Origin of the sequence: Dyella acidiphila (assembly GCF_014863405.1) — a bacterium.
Lineage (GTDB): Bacteria > Pseudomonadota > Gammaproteobacteria > Xanthomonadales > Rhodanobacteraceae > Dyella_B > Dyella_B acidiphila.
On the sequence record NZ_JACZZA010000001.1, the window covers coordinates 550,640 to 570,696 of the forward strand.

Genomic DNA, 20,057 nt, shown 5'->3' on the forward strand with positions numbered 1-20,057 from the left:
CGCGTCCCCGTCAGAGCAGCAGGCGGCGGATGTCGCCGAGCTGGGTGGCGAGGAAGGAGGCGAAGCGCGCGGCCAGCGCGCCGTCGATCACGCGGTGGTCGTAGCTGAGCGACAGCGGCAGGATCAGGCGCGGCGCGAATTCCTTGCCGTTCCACACCGGCTTGGTCTGGGCCTTGGAGACGCCCAGGATCGCTACTTCCGGCGCGTTGACGATCGGCGTGAACGCCGTGCCGCCGATACCGCCGAGCGAGGAGATCGAGAAGCAGCCACCGGACATGTCGTTCGGGCCGAGCTTCTTGTCGCGCGCCTTCTTGGAGATCTCGCCCAGTTCGGCGGCCAGGTCCAGCAGGCCCTTCTTGTCGCAGTCGCGGATCACCGGCACCACCAGGCCATCGGGCGTATCCACCGCAATGCCGACGTGGAAGTACTTCTTCAGGATCAGCTTCTCGCCGCTCTCGTCGAGCGAGGCGTTGAAGGTGGGGAATTTCTTCAGTGCGGCAACCACCGCCTTGATCTGGAACACCAGCGGGGTGATCTTCAGATCCTTGTTTTCTTCGCCGAGCTTCTTGCGGAAGGCTTCCAGCTCGGTGATGTCGGCGTCTTCGTGCTGGGTGACGTGCGGGATCATCGCCCAGTTGCGCGCCAGGTTGGCGCCGGAAATCTTCTGGATGCGCGAGAGCTGCTTTTCTTCGATTTCGCCGAACTTGGTGAAATCGACCTTCGGCCAGGGCAGCAGGTTGAGGCCGCCCACATTGGCCGCACCGCCGGAAACCGGGCGGGCGCCCGAAGCCAGCGCATGCTTGACGTAGGCGGTGATGTCCTCGCGCACGATGCGGCCGCTGCGGCCGCTGCCCTTCACCTGCTGGACGTCCACGCCCAGTTCGCGCGCAAAGGCGCGGATGGCCGGGGTGGCGTAGGGGGCATCGCCCGGCATCACCAGCTTGGCATCGAACGGCGGCCGCGCCTGCGGGGCCACGTCGCCTTCGGGCGCATTGCCCGGCAGCACGCTGCGGCCACCCTGCGGGGCGGGTTCTTCCTTGACCTGGGGCGCTGCGGCCGGTGCCGGAGCAGGCGCTGCCGGGGCGGGCGCCGGGGCGGCTTCGGCCTTGGCCGGCGCGGGGGCCGGGGCCGCTGCACCGTCGGCGGCTTCGATGATGGCGATCACCGCGCCCTCGGAAACTTCGTCGCCGACCTTGAGCTTCAGCTCTTTGACCACGCCGGCAAACGGCGCGGGCACTTCCATGGTGGCCTTGTCGGACTCCAGGGTGATCAGGCTCTGATCCTTCTCGACCGTATCGCCGGGTTTGATCAACACCTCGATAACGGGCACATCCGCGTGTCCGCCGATATCAGGAACGCGGGCTTCTTTAAGGTCGGCCATGATTTCTCCTGCAGAGCGAAGGCAGCCGCGCTGGGGGAGGCGTAGGCGGCCGCAAGGCTTCCAATCATAGCAACCGTCATCCAATACGGACATGCCAAATCCGCCTTAAAAGGTACATGCGCATACGTATGCGATCGCCGGATCCGGCCCACTCCTGCCGACCCGGTGCATCGGCGCGGTGTAATCGGTGTTGCGGGAATGCAATGCCGCCGCGATCGAGGCCGACCGTTCCTGCGCTTTATCGCCCCGCTGTCCTGACCGTCCCTACCTGGCCTTCATGACAAGGGCGCCCGCACGGCCAAAAAAAACGTGCCCGGAGGGGGCCGGGCACGCGACTGTCCCATGCCGGGGAGGCATGGTGATTGGGAGGGGGTTACCGCTGGGCGTACTGCCTTGCCTTGTTGTTACCGTCCATGTCGATGGAGAGCAATTGCAGGCGCCCGCCATCGGCAAGGCGGAAGCGGAATTGCTGCTGCAAATGATCGAGCGCGCTCAGCCGGGGGCACAGCGCATCGGCGCGCTGGCCGAGTTTTTCGGCGGGTTCGTCCACCGCCTTTTCCATGGTGGTGTCCAGTGCGTTGGTACGCGCCTGAAGTGCCGCAAGACGGTTCGAATCGCCGCTCAAGGCATCGCTCACCGCCTCGCCGGCCAGATTGCCGACCAGGCTTTCGATGGTTTTTCCCAGATTGCTGGCGAACAGATCGCTGTCGCTGCCGGCCGCCCACAGGCCGTTCCCGAGCGTGATGTCGACCTGATGCATCGCTTCGGCGCGCCGGTCGTGCAGCGATTGCAGCATGTCGCTGCGCCGATCGTCATTGTCGGCCAGCGTGGCCACCACGGTGGTCAAGGCCGTATAGCCGATATCCACGCCGGCACGCGCGATCGCCGCCATCTCCGGCACCAGTTCGCGCACTTGCTGTTCGTAGGCGCGCAGGCGTACCGCATCGTCGGCCGAGATGGCCACCTGGCTGCCGTCGATGCGCAGTTGTCCGTCGTGCATGAAGATGCTGCCCGGGTGGCCGCTGCTGCGCGTAAAGGCGACGCCATTGGGCTGTACCTGTACGTCGTAATCGCTGTTGTAGGAGCATTGCAGGTGGTGTGAGTGGCTATCGGCAGCCTGGGCGCTGCCCGCGGCAGCCAGGCCGAGCAACAGCGCAAGTGAAATGATATGACGGCGCATACGTGATTCCCTCCCCAGAGCCTGATCCAGGCCAGTCGTTGCGGCTTGGATGCGCTCCACCTCGTCTAGGGTTTAACAGCGGCGCCTGCGGCGGCATGGGCCGCACGTCATCCCGTGCCATCGGTCATGTCGGCAGCGTTTGCCGCGATGGCGCAGCGCACATAGGCAAACCCGGCGGTGCGCGATAAGTTGCTCCTTCGGATCGCACTCAGGGGCTGCACATGCAATCCACCGATGTCATCGTGGTCGGCGGCGGACTGGCCGGCCTGGTCGCCGCCACCGAGCTCACCGATGCCGGCCGGCGCGTGCTGGTGGTGGAACAGGAGCCGCGGCAAAGTCTTGGCGGCCAGGCGCATTGGTCCTTCGGCGGCCTGTTTTTCGTGGATTCGCCGGAGCAGCGCCGCATGGGCGTGCGCGATTCGCATGCGCTGGCCCTGGCCGACTGGATGGGCACCGCCGCCTTCGACCGCGCGGAAGACCATTGGCCAAGGCAATGGGCCGAGGCTTACGTGGATTTTGCCAGCGGCGAAAAACGCGCCTGGCTGCACGGCCTGGGCATGCGCTGGTTTCCGGTCGTGGGATGGGCCGAGCGTGGCGGATACGGTGCCATCGGCCACGGCAATTCGGTACCGCGCTTCCATGTCACCTGGGGCACCGGCCCGGGTGTGCTGGAACCGTTTCTGCGCCGCGCGCACGCTGCCGAAGCAAACGGTCTGCTGCAGTTCGCGTTCCGTCATCGGGTGGATGACCTGCTGGTCGAGCACGGCAGCGTCGTCGGCGTGCGTGGCGCGCGGCTGGCCGAGGATGCGGTGGAACGCGGCAAGCCCAGCTCACGCGACGTGATCGGCGATTTCGACTACCGCGCGCAGGCGGTGGTGGTGGCATCGGGCGGCATCGGCGGCAATCACGAACTGGTGCGCAAGAACTGGCCCGAACAACTGGGACCGCCGCCGGCACGGATGATCTGCGGCGTGCCCGCGCATGTGGACGGCCGCATGCTGGGCATTACCGAAGCGGCGGGTGCGCGGCTGATCAATCGCGATCGCATGTGGCATTACGTCGAAGGTATCGAGAACTGGAATCCGATCTGGCCGATGCATGCGATCCGCATCCTGCCCGGCCCGTCGTCGCTGTGGCTGGATGCACGCGGCCAGCGCCTGCCCGGTCCGCTGTGGCCTGGCTTCGACACCATGGGCACGCTGCAATACCTGCGCCGTACCGGTTTCGACTACAGCTGGTTCGTGCTGGACCAGCAGATCATCCGGCGCGAATTTGCGCTCTCCGGCTCCGAACAGAATCCCGATCTCACCGGCAAGAGCTGGCGGCAGGTGGCCAAGCGCGCGATCGGCAAACAGGCACCGGCGCCGGTGGAAGCATTCAAGCAGCACGGCCGCGACTTTATCGTGCGCAACACGCTCGACGAACTGGTGCAAGGCATGAATGCGCTGACCGGCAATTCGCTGATCGATGCCGCGCGCCTGCGCGAGGAAATCGAAGCGCGCGATCGGCAGTTCGACAATCCGTATGCGAAGGACGGCCAGATCATGGCCATCCACAACGCCCGCCGCTACCGCGGCGACCGGCTGGTGCGCGTGGCCAAACCGCATCGCCTGCTCGATCCGGCCAACGGCCCGCTGATTGCGGTGCGGCTGAATATTCTTACCCGCAAGACCTTGGGTGGCCTGGAGACCGATCTGCACGCGCGGGTGCTAGGCCACGACCAGCAGCCTGTGCGCGGGCTGTATGCGGTAGGCGAAGCGGCCGGCTTCGGCGGCGGCGGCCTGCATGGCTATCGGGCGCTGGAAGGCAGCTTTCTCGGCGGCTGCCTGTTTTCCGGACGCATTGCCGGACGCGCCATCGCCGCGGAGCTGGCATGAAGCCGTTGCCGCGCATCGCGATCTACGGCGCCGGCATGATCGGCAATTACCTCGGCGGCCGGCTGCACGATCATGCACACATCCGCCTGATCGCGCGCCCGCATGTCGCCGCTGCACTGCGTGCGCATGGGTTGAGTGTCAGCGATCTGCACGGTCACCAGCAGCAGATCGCACCGGATTCGCTCGACCTGCGCACCGGGCCCGAAGCCGTACGCGATGCCGACCTGGTGCTGGTGACGGTGAAATCCGCCGCCACCATGGACGTGGCGCACGAACTGGCCGATATCCTGCCGGCAGAAACGCCGGTGATCAGTTTCCAGAACGGCGTGCGCAATACGGCCGAACTGCGCGCCGCGCTGCCCCGGCATCGGGTGCTGGCCGGCATGGTGCCGTTCAATGTCACGCAGCCGCAAACCGCGCATTTTCATCAAGGTTCGTCGGGCGAACTGGCGATCGAGCACGCCACCGCCATCGCGCCGTTCCTCGCCACCTTCGCCGCCAGCGGCATGCCCTTGCAGCAGCATGAAGACATGCAGGCCGTGCTGTGGGCGAAGCTGCTGATCAATCTCAACAATCCGCTGAATGCGTTGAGCGGCCTGCCGCTGCGCGAACAGCTGGCGCAGCGGCCGTGGCGGCAATGCCTGGCACTGTTGCAGCGCGAAGGCCTGCGTGTGCTCATCGCTGCCGGCATTCGCCCTGCTCAGCTCACTGCCCTGCCCGCTCGCTGGCTGCCGCACGTACTGGCGATGCCGGATGCATTGTTCCGGCGCATCGCCGCACGCATGCTCGCCATCGACCCCGTGGCGCGCTCCTCTACCTGGGATGATCTGCAAGCAGGGCGGCGCACCGAGGTCGATTACATCAACGGCGAAATCGTGGCCTTGGCCGCATCGAAAAAAGGGCGCGCTCCGGCCAATGCCCGCGTGGTGGAACTGGTCCGCCAGGCCGAGCGCGCCTATTCGCCCTGGCACGGCCAGGATCTGCTGCAGGAATTGATGGCCGCGCGCTGAGTTCAGCGCGCCATATCTTCGATGTGCACGAGCTTGCCGTTGGCAATGGTGAAGATGGTGGTGTGGCCCTCACGCCGATACTGCCACTGCTCACCCTGTTCTTTCGCCGCGGCCCGCTTGCTCTGGCCCACCGGCTTCCGCGCCTTGCGTGCACTCTTGGCGGCACTGCCGCGACTGTGCACCACCGGCTTGCCCATCAGCTCCCTTACGCGTGCCGCGCTGTCTCCCACCGACAGCACCTGGCTGCCGATGCGGATGCTCTCCAGCGCATGCGCGCCGGCACTGCATGTCAGCAGGAAAGCAAACAGAACGTAACGATGCATGACGTGCTCCTTGTCGTAATGCGGCCACTCCGTGACCGGTGTGCGGCGGCGATCAGAATCCCGCGCCGGGCTCGGCAAGATAGGCCAGTTCTTCCAGTGTGCTGCTCCGCCCAAGCGCGGCATTGCGATGCGGAAAGCGGCCAAAGCGCGCGATCACCGCCTCGTGCCGTCGAGCATAGTCGAGAAAACTGGCGTAGCCGGGATGCTGGCCGGGAGGCGCGTCATTGCACAGGGCTGTGAATAAGGCGACGGCGCGCTGCTGAAGTGCAATGTCTTCAGCATGTTCCAGCGGCATGTAGGCGAACACGCGGTGGATCAGCGGAAGACGGCGGTCAAAACCTTCCGCGATGCCTGACAAAGCCAGTCGCTGTGCACGCAGGTCCCGTTGCCAGGCACGCGCATCGTGGCGATAGAGATTGCGGGGAAACTGATCCAGCACGATCAGCAAGGCCAGCCATCCTTCCGGCGTGGCCGTCCAGCCGTCCAGGGCATCGGCCACCGCCTGCTCGAGCCGATGCGCGAAGCGCTCGCGAATCAGCGCATCGAAGGCCGCATGGCCGGCATACCACTCATCGCGATGGGCAGGATCGAACCAGAACGCCAGCACGGCCGAAGCCGCGGCCGGCGGCTCGGTTCTCACTGACCGACGGCCTTGGCCAGGCTGTGCATATCCAGATCGATCGACTGCAGCCGCGGCAGCTGCCGGTGCAGCGCGTTGTTCATATCGCCCGCGGCCATCCGGCGCATGGTGCGTTCAAACGCTTTAAGCAAGCGCTGCTCGTTACGGGCCAGCAGGCGGATCCAGGCGTCGTCGCTGCGCGGAATGCCGCGCACCAGCAGATCGTCCAGGCGCTGGCGCGCCGCGCCGAACACGCGGCTGCGCGTGGCGGGCAGCACGTCGTGCTTGCGCAGTTGCGCCTGCAATTCGGCAATCACTTGATCGAGGGACTGGGCCTCTTCATCCAACACGGTGCGCAAACCCGGTTCCTTGACCTGCTCGGCGGCATGGCGATACAGCACCCGCAGCTCGATGCTGCGACGGATCAGCCGGTTGTACAGGTATTGAGGTGTGAGCGACACGGCGGTCGTCTCCTGCCTGGTCTCGTCATCAAGGGATGGCGAGCATGTTGCAGGACAAGTACTTACCCGCACATTAACCTGCAATGTCTAGAAAATGTTCGCTCAGCGCGCGTTTCACTGGCCAATCTGCAGCAGGTTCAGAGGCCGCCCATTGGCGGCCCGGATGCCCTCCTGCAGCTCCGCCAGGCGCTGCATATCCGGACAAAGCGCCTGGATCTCGGGCCGCAGCACCTGCAGGCGCCGCTGCAATCGCGGTTGAAAACCGCTCATCAGATTGCCGGCGCGGTCGCGTAAGGCCGCAGCCTGCTGCAAATCGCCGCTCATTGCCGCGCTGACGGCCTGCTGCCCCAGCGCCGAGGCCAGCAAGGGGCCGATATCACTGATGATCTGGTTGGCGTACTGATTGGCCGCATCGCCGTGCCAGTCATGCGTACTCTGGCTGGCCGCGATGCGCTGATGCAGCTCGGCCGCATGCGTGGCCAGGCGCTGATCCAGTTCCGCTTGCGTATCGGCATCCAGATTGAGACTGCCGGCATCTTGCCGCACCGCCTGCATGGCGACATCCACGCCGTGCTGTGCGACGGCCTTGACGCGCGGCATCAATGCGCGCAAATCGCGCTGAAATACCGCCAGGCGATCCTGGTCTTCTTCGTTGAGCGCAACGCTGCGTCCATCGGTCACCAGCGCGCCATCGCTGAGCACTACCCGCGTAGGCGCAGGCGTGGGCCGGTCGAACACCAGCCGGTTCGGCTCAACGGTAAGGTCATAGCTGCTGGTGGCATGACAGACCGTCGCCAGATCCTGCGCATGCACACCCGCACAGGCGGCAGCCAGCACGGCGCTGGCAAGCAATCGACTCATGCACATGGGATATCCGTTCGCCCGCTCAGGGATGGGCCGACAGCGATACGGCCCGGCGCGCGAACCGGGGCTGAATCGTGCCGATCAGACCCGGCGCGCACGAAACTGCAGGCGTACGGCAGGGTGTCCCAGCTGCCAGGCAAGCCACAGCAGCAGCGGGATCGCAATCACGCGCAAGCCCAGGCCCAGCAGCAGCACGCGCCGCAAATCCGTTACCTGCGGCGGCACGGTTGCGCCCCCTGCCACCAGCGCCGCGTTGGCCGCGTTGAATACCTGCCACTGCTGCCACAACAGCACGCCGCGATAGGCACTCCACACGCACAGCAGCAGTACCAGCACGCGCAGTACGGGGCGGGCCCAATCCTGACGCAGGATGCAACCCGCGCAGGCCACGATCAGCGCGAACGACGCCACCAGATAGCCCACGTCCCAGGCCAGCATGCCATGCAGGGCCGACGCGCTTTGTTCATCGCCCGCGGGCAATGCCTGCAGCGCGCCCCACACCTGCTGGCCATGCTGCACATATTGCACGCCGCCAAAGGCCGCCAACAGCAGCAACAGCCATACCAGCATGCGCCACCATGCAAACCCGGGCTTGCGCCGGCCCAGGTCGGAGCGGGAAATCAGCATCAATGGATCGCCTTCTTCAGCGTATCGAGATCGCTCAGTACCTGAGCGGAGTTTTTCTCCGGATCCACGTCGCGGTAGATCTTGGCGATCTTGCCGTTCGGATCGATCAGGAAGGTAGTGCGCTTGGCGAAGTGCATGCCGACCGCCGAAGTCAGCACGCCGTAGTTGATCGCCACCTGCCGCCTGGCATCGGACAGCAGCGGAAACGGCACGTGGTACTTGGCCGCGAATTCGGCATGCGATTTGACGTCGTCCAGGCTGATGCCGACCACATCGGCACCGCTCTGGCGCAGCTTGATTACCGCATCGCGGAAGGCGCAGACCTCGGTGGTGCAGCCCGGCGTGAAATCTTTCGGATAGAAGTACAGCACCAGCCAGTGCCCGTGGTAGTCGGCGGGCGTATGCCAGTGCCCGTTCTGGTCTTCCAGGCGGAAAGCGGGTGCGGCCTGTCCCACTTGCGGATTGCCCAGCTTCACCCCGGCCAGCGCGGGAATCGCGGCCAGGCCCGACAGGCAGATCAGCGCAAGCATGATCAAAATACGACGCATGGGCGGTACCCCCTCAAGCAAGAAACCGATCCGTGGAACATGTAGTGCGCCGAGTATACGCGGGCCTTCACGCTCGGCAGCGGGAAAACGAAAGGCGCCACATGGGCGCCTTTCGCGGATTGCCGCAGCGAACTGCGTTTACTTGACGGGCTCGATGTCGAACTTGTCGACGGCCACGCCGAGGTTGACACCCTCGCCGGTACCGGTCAGCGCGATCGACGCGGTGCCCTTGGTCAGCACCTGGGCGGTGCCGCTGTTGACTGCACCGGCCGATGCGCCGGCCTGGGCATAGCTGCCGAATACATCGTGGATGGCGTAGACGTTGCTGATGTCGCCACGGCCGCTGACGCGGAACTTGCCGGCGGTGAGGCCGCCACCATGCATGCTCAAGCTCACGGCAGCACGCTGGCCGTTGTCGCACACCACGTGACCACTGCCTGTCGCATGCTGGTAAATCGCTGACCAGCCGGCCAGTTCATACGTCAGATGGCACTTCACCGGAGCCGTGGCCGCAGAGGCCTGGCTAGCCGGCAGGGCCGCCAGTGCACCGGCAGCAAGCAGCAGGGCGGCGGTCAGTCCAACAGTAGTCTTCTTCATGCTGGTCTCCTTACATTGCGTTGACGGTCTTCAATGCCGTGACGGAAGTGTCACGTGTGGAAACTGAACGATTTAACAAGAATGCTCCGAGATGTTCAGGATCGGCAAGTTCCCGTGATAAATCCGTACACGCCGCCTGTTGTTTCCGTGTGCTTGATGCTTAACTAACAAGACGCCGCGCACACTGAACTCACGTGGCTGCCGCCATCGCCACGGAGGACCCCATGATCAAGTACTCGCTGGTTGGTTACGACAGTTCGGATACCTCGCAGCGTGCTTTCCGCTTTGCCATGGAACTGGCGCGCTGCAGTGGCGGCCGTGTGCGCGTGGTGTATGTGCTGCAGGTGACGCAGGGCGGTGCGGACGCCTGCTCCCTGATGATCACCGACGAGTCCCGCAACCGCAGCGAAGAGCTGCTGACGGAGTTGCGCCAGATCGCCCCCGATGCGGGCGAACGAGTGGACCTGGAAATCACCCATGGCAGCCCCGGCGACGTGCTGGTCAATCAGGTCCGGCAGCACCCCGACATCGACCATATCGTCATCGGCCACACCTCCCGCGGCACCCTGGGCCGCTGGCTGCTCGGCTCGGTATCGGAAGATGTGCTGGCCGGCGCCCATGTGCCGGTGACCGTCGTCCGCTGAGATAGTTGCCGCGACAGCTTTCGGGTCGGCTGGCATTAATCACTCGCAGCGTTCACCCTTTATGCTGTTGTCCCCGATCTGTCATGGATCGGGTGGCCTTTTTCGTACAGGAAACCCCTCGTGGACTACAGCTCCGCCCTGCCCTGGACCCTGGAAAGCCTGAATTTCGCGGAGATCGATGTCGCCCGCGTACGGCATAACCAGGATCTTTTCCTGCTGCTCTGCAGCGCCTCGTTCGTGGAAAGCGGCTCGGACCTGTACACGCACAACCTGATCGAGCACTTCGACGGCGACGCGGAGCTGCAGGGCTGGCTGCGCGAACACTGGGAACACGAAGAACTGCAGCACGGCCGCGCCCTGGCCGCCTACGTCCGCCACGTCTGGCCGGAGTTCGACTGGGATGCCGGCTTCGAGGCCTTCTGGAAGGACTACGGCGCACTGTGCACCAACGAACAGCTGGAACCGTCGCGCGGGCTGGAACTGGCTGCCCGCTGCGTGGTGGAAACCGGCACCGCCAGCCTTTATCGCGCCTTGAACGACATCGTCGACGAGCCGGTGCTCAAGCAGCTCACCAACAACATCAAGAGCGACGAAGTGCGCCACTACAAGCATTTCTACCAGGCATTCCAGCGCTATCGCGAGAACGAACGGCTGGGTCGCTACAAGGTGTTCCGCGCGATCCTGCGGCGGGTCAACGAGATCCGCAACGAAGACAGCGATATCGCGCTGCGCCACGTGTTCAACCAGTGCTACCCGCAGCACAAGGGCAACCAGGCGGAATTCCAGAAGGTGGCCGGTCCGGCGCAGGCGCTGCTGCGCCGGCATATTCCGGCGGAAATGACTGTGAAGATGCTGCTCAAACCGCTGGCCCTGCCGCCGCGCCTGCAGCAAACGCTGGAAAAACCACTGGCACGCATCAGCGAAAAGCTGTTCCTGCAATAACCGGTACGCGCCTGCGGCTTTCCCGGGCGCTCAATGATTGGCAGGCGGCGGCGCCGCGGCACTGCCGCTGTCGCGCGACTGCATGTCGACCTCGCGCTGCGCGGCCTGCTCGAGCTTCAGCTGCGCAAGATTCACCGGGCGGATCCGGCTGATGACGCAGGGCACATACGGCCGCCCGGCCAGCACCTTGTCGAAATTCACCGATACCTCGCGGAAGCTCGAGGTCAGCCCGATCGCCTGCGCCCACATCAGATTCGGGCAATCCCAGACATCCAGCAGATAGGCGGTGCTGGGCGTGGTGTAGACCGCCAGTTGCTTGTCGCTCAACGGCTCCCACGACCAGATCTGGGTGAAGAAGCGGAAGCTGCGGACGGGTGCGCCTGCGGCCGCGTTATAGGCGTTCCGGCGCTGCTGCGTGCGTTGCGCATAAGGCACGCTGGAACAGGCGGCCAACACGGCCGAAAGCAGCACGGCTGCGGCGATTCGCATGGTCGACATGGCACAAGCTCCGGTTGTTCTGCTTGCCCTAACGCGCCAGCGCCATGCAAGTGCACAGCATGGCTTCAGCGCGAGGACGGCTGCTCGGCTTCCAGCTGATGTTCCGATTCGTGCTGTTCGGTCTCGGGCCAGTGATACCAGTCCTTGTGCAGCGAATAGCGTTTGCAGGCATGGCAGGCGGTGATTTCCCAGCGATAGCTGCAGCCTGGACAGACACCGCCGGTCCAGAAGGTATTCCACGAGGTATTGCATCCGCCCATCTGGCGCGCGCAGACCCAGCGACTGGTACCCAGCGGACGCCAGGCGCATTGCGGGCAATAGATCTGCGGTTCGCTCACGGGGTCAGTGCCCGCCTGCCGGCTGCGGCGCGGCGTCACGCTCGCGCTGCAGGCGGTCGACGTGGCGCTGTGCCTCGCGCTCCAGCTTGAACCGCGCCAGGTCCACCGGGCGGATCTGCTTGATCATGCAGGGCACGTAGCCGCGGCCGGTAAATACCTTGTCGAATCCCACCTGCACCTGATCGGCGAACGAGGTGAGGCCAATGCCGTTGGCGAAGGTGAGATTGCTGCACGGCCACACATCGAGCAGATAGGCGCGCGTGGGCTGCGTATAAACCACCAGTTGCGTGTCGCTCAGCGGCTCCCACGAATAGATGCTGCCGAGGATCAGGCGAAAACTCTGCACTGGCGCGCCAGCCGCAGCGCCGTAGGTCTGCTGACGCTGCTGCAGGCGCTGCGCATACGGCACGCTGGAGCAGGCGGCGAGCAGGCTGGACAGCAGCAGGGCTACGACGATTCGTTTACACCGCATGGCACCGCCTCCGATGATGCTGCGCCGGATTGCTACGCGGCCGGCTTGGACGCGTCGCTATCCCGTTGCAGGTTGTCGATATGGCGCTGGCTCGCCTTGTCCAGCTTGAACTGCGCCAGATCCACCGGCCGAATCTCTTCGATCTTGCAGGCCAGGTGGGAGTGGCTGACGATCACCTTGTCCGCTCCCACCGCCACCTGGTTGGCCGAAGAAGTCAGGCCGATGCTGTTGGTGTAGTTGAGACTGCTGCAAGGCCACACATCCAGCAGATAGGCGCGCGTGGGCTGGGTATAGACCACCACCTGCGTATCGCTCAGCCGCTCCCAGGAATAAATATCGTGCAACACCAGGTGGAAGTGCTGCACCTGGTCACCGGCCGCGGCGTTGTACGCCTCCTGCCGTTGCTGCTGCGGCAGCGATGGGGTGGACGGTTCGCTGACACAGGCACTCAGGCCCAGCGCCAACAGCATGATGGTCGACACGCGCAATACCGGCATAACACTCTCCCTGTATGACATACCACGCCAATCATGCCTGCCCGGCACACCGGGCAGCACGCCTCACTTCTTACCCACCTCGGTCCACTTCGACGAATCGTAGCCGCCAGTCTCGAACACCAGCTCCTGCTTGCCGCCGTCCTGCAGCTCCACGTCCATCACCATGCGCCTGGTCTTGCTCAGCGCTTCGATAAAAGGCTTGTCGTCGCGAATGAAAATGGCCGGCTCGCCAGTGGTGGGCAGGAACGCGCGCAGCGGATGCGGCTTGCCGTCGAATTGGGCCTGGATTGTGCAATTGCCCTTGCAGACAAAGCCGTGGCCATTGCCGAACAGAAATACGCTTTGCCCCCACTGAGTATGCCGGCGCAGCACCAGGCGCACCGCGCGATCGCCCGAGGGCCGCGTGGTGTAGAGGCTGGCGGTGGATTGCGTGCCGCCTTCCATCGGGCCGACCTGATACGTCCACAGCGCTGCGAGGCGGCGTTTCTCGCTGGTTTCTTTCCAGCGCTGCTGCACGTCCGGCAGGCTTTGTTGCACTTCCTTGGCCGCGGGCGAATTGGGGAAATGCTGCAGGATGTCCTGGCCCAGCTCCGCCGCCATCTCGTCGTTCTTCGCCTGCAGCATCTGGCGGTAGCTCTGCAGCTGGCTGTTGGCTTCGTTGGCCTCGGCCTGCGCCTGTGCCTTGGCGGCATCGGCCTGGGTGGCCGCGTTCTGATCCTGCTGCGAGCAGGCGGCCAGGGCCAGCAAACTGCACGCGGCAGCCACGGCAATGGAGCGACGAGGGAGCAAGCGGATCATGGTCAATGCACCGGCGATGGACAGGCTGTTAGCTTGGAACGAGCCCTGTTTCAGCGCAACCGGGGCGATCATGCGGACATCAGGCGGCGCTGGATTGCCCGAAGCGCTCGCGCAATGCCGCGCGATAACGGCGGCTGCAGGGAATCTTCGCGCCGTCGCGCATCAGCAGGCGCGCATCGCCCGTATCGAGCGGCTCGATCTCGGCCAGGAAATCCAGGTTGATCACGTAGCTGCGATGCACCCGCATGAAGTGCTGCACGTCCAGCCGCGTCTCGATCCCGGCCATGGTGGCGCGCAAGGGATAGTCGCGGCCGCGCACATGCAGATTGACGTAGTTGGCCGAGGCCTGCAGCCACTCGATCTCGCGCGCAGCGAGCAGAAATTCCTTGCCCAGCTTGCGCACCAGAAAACGCTCCGGCTGCTCCACCGGCTCTACCGGCGGCCCCACGTCCGGCTCCGCCAGCAAGCTGGCTTCGCCCTGGAAGCGCATCACCCACAGCCGGTACAGAGCGATGCCAGCCATCATCCAGAAATAGCTGCGCACATCCTTGAGGTATTCGTAGCTGAAATTCGACCAACTGTCGCCGAACACGTAATGGCCCCCGACCATTGCATAGACCACCTCGCGCACCGCCACCATGCCCAGCACATGTACCAGGCTGAAAAGCACGCTGAAGGCCAGATGCCGCAGCAAGTTGGTGCGCCAGGTTTCGAAGCGGATCGGCCAGCGTCGCGATACGTAGACCAGGGCCGGCATCAGCGCCAGCATCACCACCGCACTGCTGGCTTCCCAGGTCCACGGCTCCCATGCCGGAAAATCCGGGTGATCCATCACCGATACCGTAGCGTTGAACACGGTGTTGATGACGAAAAATACCGGCCAGAAGCCGAGCTCGAACGCACGGCGCCAGCGCTGGAAGCTTTCGAAGGTGAAGCTTTGCTGTTTCCCCATCCGGCAATTCTAAGAGGAAGTGCCGCGCATTAGGCGCAAGCGTCACTTTGCCAGCCCATGCCGCGGGCTGATAATGCAGGTTCTGCCCAGGATCGATCATGCCGCCCTCCCCCACGTCCCCCGCGGACTCGCTGCTGCAACACCGCGCCTACGTCGCCTTCTGGTGCGCCCGCACCGCCTCAAGCTTCGGTTTCCAGATGCTGGCCGTGGCGGTGGGCTGGCAGATCTACGCCATGACCGGGCGTGCCTTCGACCTGGGCCTGATCGGCCTGGTGCAATTTTTCCCGTCGGTGTTGCTGGCGCTGCCGGCCGGCCATCTCGCCGATCAGTTCGACCGCCGCCGCATCGTGCTGCTCGGCCAACTGGTGGAATGGGTGGCGATCGTACTGCTGGCTGTGCTGACCCTGCTGCATGCCATCAACGAAGTCGGCATGCTGCTGCTGATTTTCACCATCTCGGTGACCAAGGCCTTCGAATCGCCGTCGATGCAATCGATGGTGCCGGCACTGGTGCCGCCGGCCCTGCTGCCGCGGGCGATGGCTGTGAACGGATCGGCCATGCAGGCGGCATCGATCGTGGGTCCGGCGCTGGGTGGCTTTCTGTATGTGGCCGGGCCGGGCGTGGTGTATGCCGTGTCGGCTGTGCTTTACCTGATCGCCGCCACGCTGGTGGCGCAACTGCGCTACGAGCAGGCGCCGCCGAAACGCGAGCCGCCCACACTGAAGACCTTGTTTGCCGGCGTGCATTTCATCCGCGAGCGCAAAGATGTGCTGGGCGTGATTTCGCTCGACCTGTTCGCGGTGTTGCTGGGCGGCGCCACCGCCCTGCTGCCGGTCTTCGCCAAGGACGTGCTGCACACCGGCCCATGGGGCCTGGGCCTGCTGCGTGCAGCGCCGGCAGTGGGCGCCTTGCTGATGTCGTTCTGGCTCGCGCGCAACAACATGGAGCGCAACGTCGGCAAGATCATGTTTGCAGCGGTGGCCGGTTTCGGCGTCGCCACGCTGATATTTGCGCTGTCGAAGCTGCTGTGGCTGTCGCTGCTCGCGCTGTTCGCGCTGGGTGCCTTCGATATGGTCAGCATGGTGATCCGCGGTTCGCTGGTGCAACTGGATACGCCGGACGCGATGCGCGGGCGGGTCAGTGCGGTGAATGCGATTTTCATCAACACCTCCAACCAGCTCGGCGAATTCGAATCGGGCATGCTGGCCGCATGGCTGGGCGCGGTCGGCTCCGCCGTCGTTGGCGGCATCGGCACGCTGGTGGTGGTAGGTGTATGGATGTGGCTGTTCCCCACCCTGCGCCGGCGCCAGCGCCTGCATATGGAGCCGGTGGAACAGGATCGCGAAAACCAGGCGCAAACGGTGTGAGGTCCGCATGATTACCGTTCACCATCTCAACAACTCGCGCTCGCAGCGCATCCTGTGGCTGCTGGAAGAGCTCGGGCTGCCCTACGAGATCAAGCGCTACCAGCGTGATCCGCGCACCATGCTGGCACCGCCCGAACTGCGCGCAGTGCATCCGCTGGGCAAGTCGCCGGTGGTCACCGATGGCGAACGAACCTTGGTGGAATCGGGCGCGATCATCGAATATCTCGCCGACCGCTACGGCAATGGCCGATTGATTCCCCCGCACGGCAGCGACGCGCGCCTGCGCAGCACCTATTGGCTGCACTACGCCGAAGGCTCGGCAATGCCGCCGCTGCTGCTCAAGCTGGTGTTCCAGCGCGTGCAGAGCACGCCGGCGCCGTTCTTCGTGCGCCCCGTGGCCAAGGCCATCGCCGGCAAGGTGCAGCAGAGTTTTGTCGATCCGCAGATCGCCCTGCATCTTTCGTACCTGGAGGGCGAGCTGACCAAGGCCGAATGGTTCGGCGGCACGGATTTCAGTGTCGCGGACATCATCATGAGCTTTCCGCTGGAAGCGGCCGCCATGCGCAGCGGCCTCGACCAGCGCTATCCGCGCCTGCAGGCATTCCTGCAGCGCATTCACGCGCGGCCGGCCTATCAGCGAGCGCTGCAGCAAGGCGGCGAATACAGCCTGTTGAGTGGCTGAATACATCTATTATCGATTAACGCCACGCTCACGTAGGCGCTGGCAAGTTCACCCATCTGGATACCGCGGAGAAGACCCATGAGCAGGCAAGCCGATATCGAACGTCGCCTCGACGACCTCAGCAGCCGGGTGCGGCAGTACGGCGACGGCATTTCCGACACGGCCGACAACCTGATGACGCGCGGCCGCCGCGCCGTGGGCCGCCTCAACCGCCGCGACACCGGCAAGCGCATCGCCCGCGCGGCCGAGGATTTCGCCGACGAAGCCAACTACCAGTACCGCCGCCTGCGCCGGCAGGTGAATCGCCATCCGGTGGCCACGGCAGCGATCGTTGCCGGCACCGTGGGTGCCTTCCTGCTGCTGCGTCACGTATTCCGCGGCGACGACGACTGAGCAGTACAGCGTTCGCCCCGCCGCAAAAAAGAAACCCGCCTTTCGGCGGGTTCTTTTTTGACTGCGGCGATTACACCGTCTGCGGGTTCGGCTTGTCCGGATCGAGCTTGTACTCGCGGATGGCGCGCGCCACATCCTTGGCGTTGACCTTGCCGTCCTTCGCCAGCGCCGCCAGCGCGGCGTGGGCGATCCAGTAGCGGTCCACTTCGAAGAAGTTGCGCAGATGCTCGCGCGTATCCGAGCGGCCATAGCCATCGGTGCCGAGCACGGTATAGCGCATGCCGTCCGGCATGAAGGCGCGGACCTGGTCGGCGAATTCGCGCACATAGTCGGTAGCGGCAACCGCCGGACCCTGGCGGCCCTGCAGCAGGCCGGTGACATACGGCAGGCGCTGTTCCGCTTCCGGATGCAGGCGGTTCCAGCGTTCGGCATCGAAGCCGTCGCGGCGCAGTTCGCTGAAGCTGGGCACCGACCAGATGTCGGCGCTGACGCCGAAATCCTTCTCCAGCAGTTCGGCCGCGGCAATCACCTCGCGCAGGATGGTGCCGGAGCCGAGCAGTTGCACGCGGGTCTCGCCCTTCTTCGCCTTGCCGCCGTCCTTGAACAGGTACATGCCCTTGACGATGCCTTCCTCGACGCCTTGCGGCAGATCGGGATGGGCATAGTTTTCGTTCATGACGGTGAGGTAGTAGTACACGTCCTCCTGCTCTTCCAGCATGCGGCGCGTGCCGTCCTGCAGGATCACAGCCACTTCATAGGAGAAGGTGGGATCGTAGGCGCGCACGTTCGGAATCGAACCGGCCAGCAGGTGCGAATGGCCGTCTTCGTGCTGCAGGCCTTCGCCGTTGAGCGTGGTGCGGCCGGCGGTGCCGCCGATCAGGAAGCCGCGCGAGCGCATGTCGCCCGCGGCCCAGGCCAGGTCGCCGATGCGCTGGAAACCGAACATGGAGTAGTAGATGAAGAACGGCAGCATCGGCTGGTTGCTGATGCTGTAGCTGCTCGCCGCCGCCATCCACGCGGCCATGCCGCCGGCCTCGGAAATGCCTTCCTGCAGCACTTGGCCCTTCTGGTCTTCGCGGTAATACAGCAGCTGGTCGGCGTCCTGCGGGCGGTACTTCTGGCCTTCCGGCGCATAGATGCCGATCTGGCGGAACATGCCTTCCATGCCGAAGGTGCGCGCTTCGTCGGCGACGATCGGCACCACGCGCGGGCCGATGCCCTTGTCGCGCAGCAACAGGTTCATGCCGCGCACCAGCGCCATGGTGGTGGAGATTTCGCGATCGCCGGTGCCCTTGGTGATCTGCTCGAAGGCGGCCAGTTCCGGCGCCTTGAGCTTCACGTCGGTGTGGCGGCGACGCTGCGGCAGCGCACCGCCCAGCGTCTTGCGGCGCTCCAGCATGTACTGCACTTCCGGCGAATCCTTGCCGGGGTGGTAGTACGGCACGTCCTTGAGCTTGTCGTCCGAGACCGGGATGTTGAAGCGGTCGCGGAAATGGCGCACGGCGTCGTCATCCAGCTTCTTCTGCTGGTGGGTGGGATTCTGCGATTCGCCGGCCGCGCCCATGCCGTAGCCCTTGACCGTCTTGGCCAGGATCACGGTCGGCATGCCCTTGGTGTTCACCGCGGCGTGATAGGCCGCGTACACCTTGTGCGGATCGTGGCCGCCGCGGTTGAGGCGCCAGATATCATCGTCGCTGAGGTTGGCGACCATCTCGCGCGTCTCCGGATACTTGCCGAAGAAATGCTCGCGCGTGTACGCGCCGCCGAAGGCCTTGCAGGCCTGGTATTCGCCGTCGATGGTTTCCATCATCAGCTTGCGCAGCACGCCGTTCTTGTCGCGGGCGAGGAGCGGATCCCAGTAGCTGCCCCACACCACCTTGATGGCATTCCAGCCGGCGCCGCGGAACACACCTTCCAGTTCCTGGATGATCTTGCCGTTGCCGCGCACCGGACCGTCCAGGCGCTGCAGGTTGCAGTTGATCACGAAGATCAGGTTGTCCAGGCCTTCGCGGCCGGCCAGCGAGATCGCACCCAGCGATTCGGGCTCGTCGGTTTCGCCGTCGCCCATGAAGCACCAGATCTTGCGGTCGGTCTTGGGCATCAGGCCGCGATGCTCCAGATACTTCCAGAACTGCGCCTGGTAGATGGCCTGGATTGGGCCCAGGCCCATCGACACCGTCGGCACCTGCCAGTAGTCGGGCATCAGCCAGGGGTGCGGGTAGGAGGACAGGCCGCGGCCCTTGCCGGCCACTTCCATGCGGAACAGGTCGAGCTGCTCTTCGCTGATGCGGCCTTCGAGGAAGGAACGGGCATAGACGCCCGGGCTGGAATGGCCCTGGTGGAACACCAGGTCGCCCGGATGATCGGCGCTCGGTGCGCGCCAGAAATGGTTGAAGCCCACGTCATACAGCGTGGCGGACGAGGCGAAGCTGGCGATATGGCCGCCCAGCTCGCCCGGCTTGCGGTTGGCGCGCACCACCATCGCCATGGCGTTCCAGCGGATCAGGGTGCGGATGCGCCATTCCATCGCGGCGTCGCCGGACATCTTCGCTTCCAGATGCGGCGGGATGGTGTTGACGTATTCAGTGGTGGGATCGAACGGCAGGTAGCCGCCCGAACGACGCGTGGAGTCGACCAGCCGCTCCAGCAGGAAATGCGCGCGCTCGGTGCCTTCGCGATCGATGACGGCATTGAGCGATTCGACCCACTCCTGGGTTTCGGTGGGGTCGAGGTCCTGGTGGAGGATATCGTCGAGCTGATCCATGGAACGTCTCCGCGGCGCCGTGCGCCGCATGCTGTGGATGCGCGTCGCTGGGGAAGCGACGAAACCAAGGCATCGATCCGGCGACTCAAGGCCGGGACGGAACAGGACCGCGTTGGCGTGTTCGCCGCAGGACGAGCTAAGTCCTCCGATTCTAGCCTCCAAGCGACTATCCCGCCAATTGGCGGGAGCCTACATACGTATGCGCACGGATACTATTGACGGC

At 64.8% G+C, this 20,057-nt stretch carries 23 protein-coding genes; 7 read left to right on the forward strand and 16 right to left on the reverse strand.

The annotated features are described in order from the left end of the window. Positions 1–10: 10 nt before the first annotated feature. Complete coding sequence (aceF, locus tag IGX34_RS02570) at positions 11–1,381, reverse strand: dihydrolipoyllysine-residue acetyltransferase (RefSeq protein WP_192554089.1); 1,371 nt, start codon at positions 1,379–1,381, stop codon at positions 11–13. 373 nt (positions 1,382–1,754) lie between these two features. Then, positions 1,755–2,561: a DUF2884 family protein gene (locus IGX34_RS02575; protein WP_192554090.1), complete on the reverse strand. Its 807-nt coding sequence runs from the start codon at positions 2,559–2,561 to the stop codon at positions 1,755–1,757. Positions 2,562–2,782: 221 nt separating this feature from the next. Between IGX34_RS02575 and IGX34_RS02580 the strand changes: the two genes are divergently transcribed. Further along, positions 2,783–4,438: an FAD-binding dehydrogenase gene (locus tag IGX34_RS02580; protein ID WP_192554091.1), complete on the forward strand. Its 1,656-nt coding sequence runs from the start codon at positions 2,783–2,785 to the stop codon at positions 4,436–4,438. Then, positions 4,435–5,448 (forward strand): 2-dehydropantoate 2-reductase, encoded by a 1,014-nt coding sequence (locus IGX34_RS02585; RefSeq protein ID WP_192554092.1) that lies wholly within the window; start codon positions 4,435–4,437, stop codon positions 5,446–5,448. Before IGX34_RS02580 ends, IGX34_RS02585 begins: the two co-directional genes overlap by 4 nt. Positions 5,449–5,450: 2 nt before the next feature. Here IGX34_RS02585 and IGX34_RS02590 read toward each other — a convergent pair whose 3' ends face one another. The 7 genes from IGX34_RS02590 to IGX34_RS02620 all read right to left on the reverse strand — a co-directional run bounded on the left by IGX34_RS02590 (position 5,451) and on the right by IGX34_RS02620 (position 9,487). Continuing rightward, the gene (locus IGX34_RS02590) at positions 5,451–5,771 is read right to left on the reverse strand and encodes a DUF2845 domain-containing protein (protein ID WP_192554093.1); all 321 of its coding nucleotides are present in this window, start codon (positions 5,769–5,771) and stop codon (positions 5,451–5,453) included. Between the two features lie 52 nt (positions 5,772–5,823). Continuing rightward, complete coding sequence (locus IGX34_RS02595; RefSeq protein WP_338015398.1) at positions 5,824–6,411, reverse strand: DUF924 family protein; 588 nt, start codon at positions 6,409–6,411, stop codon at positions 5,824–5,826. Continuing rightward, on the reverse strand, positions 6,408–6,851 hold the full coding sequence (locus tag IGX34_RS02600; protein ID WP_192554094.1) for a PA2169 family four-helix-bundle protein: 444 nt from the start codon (positions 6,849–6,851) through the stop codon (positions 6,408–6,410). Before IGX34_RS02600 ends, IGX34_RS02595 begins: the two co-directional genes overlap by 4 nt. 114 nt (positions 6,852–6,965) lie before the next feature. Continuing rightward, a complete protein-coding gene (locus IGX34_RS02605; RefSeq protein WP_192554095.1) occupies positions 6,966–7,712 on the reverse strand; it encodes a DUF2884 family protein in 747 nt (248 codons plus the stop codon). An 84-nt stretch (positions 7,713–7,796) separates the two neighbouring features. Further along, positions 7,797–8,342, reverse strand: coding sequence for a hypothetical protein (locus IGX34_RS02610; protein ID WP_192554096.1), 546 nt, complete (start codon positions 8,340–8,342; stop codon positions 7,797–7,799). Continuing rightward, positions 8,342–8,890, reverse strand: a complete 549-nt coding sequence (locus IGX34_RS02615; RefSeq protein WP_192554097.1) for a peroxiredoxin — start codon at positions 8,888–8,890, stop codon at positions 8,342–8,344. Before IGX34_RS02615 ends, IGX34_RS02610 begins: the two co-directional genes overlap by 1 nt. A 138-nt stretch (positions 8,891–9,028) precedes the next feature. Next, positions 9,029–9,487 carry a hypothetical protein gene (locus tag IGX34_RS02620; protein WP_192554098.1) on the reverse strand — a complete coding sequence of 153 codons (459 nt, stop codon included), beginning with the start codon at positions 9,485–9,487 and terminating at the stop codon, positions 9,029–9,031. Positions 9,488–9,711: 224 nt separating this feature from the next. Between IGX34_RS02620 and IGX34_RS02625 the strand changes: the two genes are divergently transcribed. Both IGX34_RS02625 and IGX34_RS02630 read left to right on the forward strand, forming a co-directional pair. Next, positions 9,712–10,131 (forward strand): universal stress protein, encoded by a 420-nt coding sequence (locus tag IGX34_RS02625; protein WP_192554099.1) that lies wholly within the window; start codon positions 9,712–9,714, stop codon positions 10,129–10,131. A gap of 120 nt (positions 10,132–10,251) precedes the next feature. Next, complete coding sequence (locus IGX34_RS02630) at positions 10,252–11,073, forward strand: ferritin family protein (RefSeq protein ID WP_192554100.1); 822 nt, start codon at positions 10,252–10,254, stop codon at positions 11,071–11,073. Positions 11,074–11,103: 30 nt separating this feature from the next. Here the strand turns inward: IGX34_RS02630 and IGX34_RS02635 are convergent, their stop codons facing one another. The 6 genes from IGX34_RS02635 to IGX34_RS02660 all read right to left on the reverse strand — a co-directional run bounded on the left by IGX34_RS02635 (position 11,104) and on the right by IGX34_RS02660 (position 14,628). Next, on the reverse strand, positions 11,104–11,571 hold the full coding sequence (locus tag IGX34_RS02635; protein ID WP_192554101.1) for a DUF6491 family protein: 468 nt from the start codon (positions 11,569–11,571) through the stop codon (positions 11,104–11,106). 65 nt (positions 11,572–11,636) lie between these two features. Further along, positions 11,637–11,909 (reverse strand): hypothetical protein, encoded by a 273-nt coding sequence (locus IGX34_RS02640; protein WP_192554102.1) that lies wholly within the window; start codon positions 11,907–11,909, stop codon positions 11,637–11,639. Between the two features lie 4 nt (positions 11,910–11,913). Further along, complete coding sequence (locus tag IGX34_RS02645; RefSeq protein ID WP_192554103.1) at positions 11,914–12,381, reverse strand: DUF6491 family protein; 468 nt, start codon at positions 12,379–12,381, stop codon at positions 11,914–11,916. Between the two features lie 32 nt (positions 12,382–12,413). After that, positions 12,414–12,878, reverse strand: a complete 465-nt coding sequence (locus IGX34_RS02650; RefSeq protein WP_192554104.1) for a DUF6491 family protein — start codon at positions 12,876–12,878, stop codon at positions 12,414–12,416. 63 nt (positions 12,879–12,941) lie between these two features. Beyond that, positions 12,942–13,748, reverse strand: coding sequence for a hypothetical protein (locus IGX34_RS02655; RefSeq protein WP_225737147.1), 807 nt, complete (start codon positions 13,746–13,748; stop codon positions 12,942–12,944). Positions 13,749–13,755: 7 nt separating this feature from the next. After that, a complete protein-coding gene (locus IGX34_RS02660; RefSeq protein ID WP_192554105.1) occupies positions 13,756–14,628 on the reverse strand; it encodes a LytTR family DNA-binding domain-containing protein in 873 nt (290 codons plus the stop codon). A 98-nt stretch (positions 14,629–14,726) separates the two neighbouring features. Between IGX34_RS02660 and IGX34_RS02665 the strand changes: the two genes are divergently transcribed. The 3 genes from IGX34_RS02665 (at position 14,727) to IGX34_RS02675 (ending at position 17,070) form a co-directional block, all read left to right on the forward strand. Next, on the forward strand, positions 14,727–15,995 hold the full coding sequence (locus IGX34_RS02665) for an MFS transporter (RefSeq protein ID WP_192554106.1): 1,269 nt from the start codon (positions 14,727–14,729) through the stop codon (positions 15,993–15,995). A gap of 7 nt (positions 15,996–16,002) precedes the next feature. Next, positions 16,003–16,677, forward strand: a complete 675-nt coding sequence (locus IGX34_RS02670; RefSeq protein WP_192554107.1) for a glutathione S-transferase family protein — start codon at positions 16,003–16,005, stop codon at positions 16,675–16,677. Between the two features lie 78 nt (positions 16,678–16,755). Then, the gene (locus IGX34_RS02675; RefSeq protein WP_192554108.1) at positions 16,756–17,070 is read left to right on the forward strand and encodes a hypothetical protein; all 315 of its coding nucleotides are present in this window, start codon (positions 16,756–16,758) and stop codon (positions 17,068–17,070) included. Between the two features lie 70 nt (positions 17,071–17,140). On the opposite strand, the gene aceE is transcribed toward IGX34_RS02675, so the two are convergent. Continuing rightward, a complete protein-coding gene (gene aceE / locus IGX34_RS02680) occupies positions 17,141–19,834 on the reverse strand; it encodes a pyruvate dehydrogenase (acetyl-transferring), homodimeric type (protein ID WP_192554109.1) in 2,694 nt (897 codons plus the stop codon). Positions 19,835–20,057 lie beyond the last annotated feature (223 nt).